Below are 2,954 nucleotides of genomic sequence, written 5' to 3' on the forward strand. Positions count from 1 at the left end.
AAAAAATCACAAATTACCAAAACAGAATTGTTGACTCAGCCAGAAGCGTTTGATTGAAGGCCAAAACCCGTGTACACGCTTTAAATCTAAATCAATGGAAGTATTTTGGGTTTTTACACAGCCTCGGCCAATAAGAGACGCTCAGGTAAATATATTTTTTGTTTTTTGGTGTCTCAAATCCTTGAGAACCAATAATGCTCCGAAACGATTGTAAATAATGGTTCTATATTCTAGAATTTAAGAAAATCTAATACCAGTCTAGGTAGGTACACAATGCTCGCTAAGCTAGATGTTCTTTCGCAGATAGTTGAGGGAATGGACAATCCCGCTTTTTTTCATGACTCCCAATTTAGAATAATTTTTGTTAATTCTGCTTATTGTCAACATGCGGGGGTTGAAGAAGGTGAAGCCTTGGGCAAGCATTATTGGGAAGTATTCCCTAAAGGGAGTGGGCCACTTCCAAACTGCAATCTGACAACACACCTCCATGACGGTAAAAATAGCTTGGATCAATTTAGCATTGGAGATAAAGAATTTTTATCTAATGGCTTTAGCGCAATCGATCCAGATAGTAATACCCCCATCTTTTTTCATGTGTTCACCGATATAACTAAATCTATAAATGCAGTGAGAGCTTTGGGGGCAATTGAAAATCAATTCAAGGTACTTTTTCAGTTGTCTCCTGATGCCATCATGCTGCTTGATGAAAAATCCTTTCTTGACTGCAATCCTGCGACCCTAGCAATGTTTGGTTGTCCATTGAGTAGCGATTTTTTAGGTAAGCATCCATCACAATTTTCTCCAGATGTGCAGCCTAATGGGATTAGCTCTGCAATCTTGGCAAATCAGCGAATTAATGAGGCCTTGAGCAATGGAAGTTGTTTATTTGAGTGGACGCATTGCAAACTTGATGGTACTGAATTTCCTGCGGAAGTTTTGTTAGTTTCATTTACTCGAGATGGTAAACGGATCCTACAAGCAACAGTACGAGATATTGCCAATCGAAAAGAGGCTGAAAGAAAGTTAGCGCAAGAGTCTGAGAAACTGCAAAAGGCTTTTACTGACACCATTCAAGCATTGATCAAGTCGATGGAACTGCGTGATCCTTACACTGCTGGACATCAAGAGCGGGTTGCTCGTATTGCTTGTTCGATTGCAAAAGAATTGGGGTGGGATGAGCATCAGATTGATGGCCTTAGGATGGCGGGATTAGTTCATGATATTGGTAAGATTGCAGTACCTGCAGAAATCCTCACCAAGCCCTCTGCTTTATCTGAGTTCGAAGAAAAAATTGTGAGGGAACATTCTGAGCATGGGTATGAACTTCTTAAAGACATTGAATTTCCTCATCCTGTAGCCAGGATCGTTCGTCAACATCACGAGCGTTTAGATGGTTCAGGTTACCCTTTTGGATTACGGGGTGATCAAATCTTGCCTGAGGCAAAACTACTGGGAATTGCCGATTCAATTGAGGCTATGGCAAGTCATCGCCCTTACAGGGCCGCCCGTGGTTTATCTTTTGCGATAGAGCAAATAAAGTCTGAAGCGGATAAACAGTTTGACGGCCAAATGGTTGCTGTTGCCGTAAAGCTCTTTGAGGGTAAAGCAGATTTAGAGGAAGCGCTCCAAAGTTTGGAGGTTTAATTAGTTAACTTGACGGATCGCATTAGGTTAAGAAGCGACCGATAACAGGAGTTGATTTCAAAGTCTTAAATCAGCTGTTGGTAGCCGCCCAAATCGTTCAATTGTTAATCCACTATTTTTTTTGACATACTTCTTGCAGATTTTGCTGAGGCGGCTGCCAAGTTGGACATTTTGACTGCTTCGGCAGCTGCTTGAGTGGCAATTCGGGTTGCCTCAGCAGCTCTGGAAGAGGCTTGAAGCGAGGCTTCTTCTGCTTGATGGGCAACGGCTTCAGCAGCCGCGGAGGCTGCCGCTGATGCGGAGGCTGCAGCCTCAATGGCTGCTTCTGCTGCGAAAGCTGCTGACTCTGCAGCAGATTCAGCTATGGGAATAATATCCTCAAGGGCGGCTGCTTTTGCAACGGCAGCTGAGCTTTTTGCTGCATCTGCAGCATGTTGGGCAGCCAAGGATGCCCGCTTTGCAGCTTCTGATGATTGGATTGTGAGATAGCCAAGGGAGTGCAGCGCTTCCGTATAGCGCTTATTAACAATGATGTAACCCTCTCGCAAATTGCTGACCTCTGTTTCAAGGGAGACTAGTTTTTTGTAGATTTCTTCGTTATTAATGACCATCTTGATCCAATAAATTTATTTCAGGCTCGACTGTTATATATTATGATAATTCTAATAAGCATTAATTCAAGCAATAAATAATGTTACCTGTAATCAGTGGATCTGACTACCTCATTGCGCTTTTAATGCCTTAACTTTAAACCTTGGACTTATTATGACTAAAGAAGATCTTGAGGCAAAAATTCAATTCTTGCTTGCCCATGTTGTTGAGCTAACTGATCAGGTCAGGGTGTTAAGTGAAGAAAAGTTAGTCGAGTCTAAAAAGGCTGCCTTGGCAACGGTGCTGGCAGAGGAGGTTGCGCAGAGTGCCATTAATGATGCAAAAACAGCTGAATCGATGGCATTAGTGGCATCGGTGGCAGTAAAGGCCTGTCATCTTCATGCGCGAACTCAAAACAATATTGAATTAATTGAGTTAACAGAGCAAGCGGATTGCGATACCCAAAAAGTCTACGATTTCACTATGAATCTTTGCAGAAATAATCATAAGAATCTAGAGAAGATCAGCTCCCTGATTATTTAGCCTGGCACTTAAGAAATTGGGGTTTGTTGCATTTAATCTGCGGCTGCTTTGGGTCTTGATTTCAACCCGTCGATGCAACACACTACAAACTGCGTAAGCGCAAGGAGTGTTGCTCATGAAACAACGACCTCGAATCTATTACACAGCCACCCAGAAGGATTTAATGTGGGAGCGCT

At 42.6% G+C, this 2,954-nt stretch carries 3 protein-coding genes; 2 read left to right on the top strand and 1 reads right to left on the bottom strand.

Translation table 11 applies throughout. The annotated features are described in order from the left end of the window. The first annotated feature begins 273 nt into the window (after positions 1–273). Entirely contained in the window at positions 274–1,644 is a 1,371-nt protein-coding gene (locus ICN42_RS11830; protein ID WP_216255163.1) for an HD domain-containing phosphohydrolase, read from the top strand. Positions 1,645–1,748: 104 nt separating this feature from the next. On the opposite strand, the gene ICN42_RS11835 is transcribed toward ICN42_RS11830, so the two are convergent. Continuing rightward, positions 1,749–2,255, bottom strand: coding sequence for a hypothetical protein (locus tag ICN42_RS11835; protein ID WP_216255166.1), 507 nt, complete (start codon positions 2,253–2,255; stop codon positions 1,749–1,751). A 154-nt stretch (positions 2,256–2,409) separates the two neighbouring features. Between ICN42_RS11835 and ICN42_RS11840 the strand changes: the two genes are divergently transcribed. Further along, positions 2,410–2,778, top strand: coding sequence for a hypothetical protein (locus ICN42_RS11840; protein WP_216255170.1), 369 nt, complete (start codon positions 2,410–2,412; stop codon positions 2,776–2,778). Positions 2,779–2,954 lie beyond the last annotated feature (176 nt).

This window comes from Polynucleobacter sp. 71A-WALBACH, from assembly GCF_018882365.1.
GTDB lineage: Bacteria > Pseudomonadota > Gammaproteobacteria > Burkholderiales > Burkholderiaceae > Polynucleobacter.

What these genes read in the sequence shown, in the direction of transcription:
- ICN42_RS11835 (WP_216255166.1), bottom strand. Translation starts at nt 2,255, where the DNA reads ATGGTCATTAATAACGAAGAAATCTACAAAAAACTAGTCTCCCTTGAA.
- ICN42_RS11830 (WP_216255163.1), top strand. Translation starts at nt 274, where the DNA reads ATGCTCGCTAAGCTAGATGTTCTTTCGCAGATAGTTGAGGGAATGGAC.
- ICN42_RS11840 (WP_216255170.1), top strand. Translation starts at nt 2,410, where the DNA reads ATGACTAAAGAAGATCTTGAGGCAAAAATTCAATTCTTGCTTGCCCAT.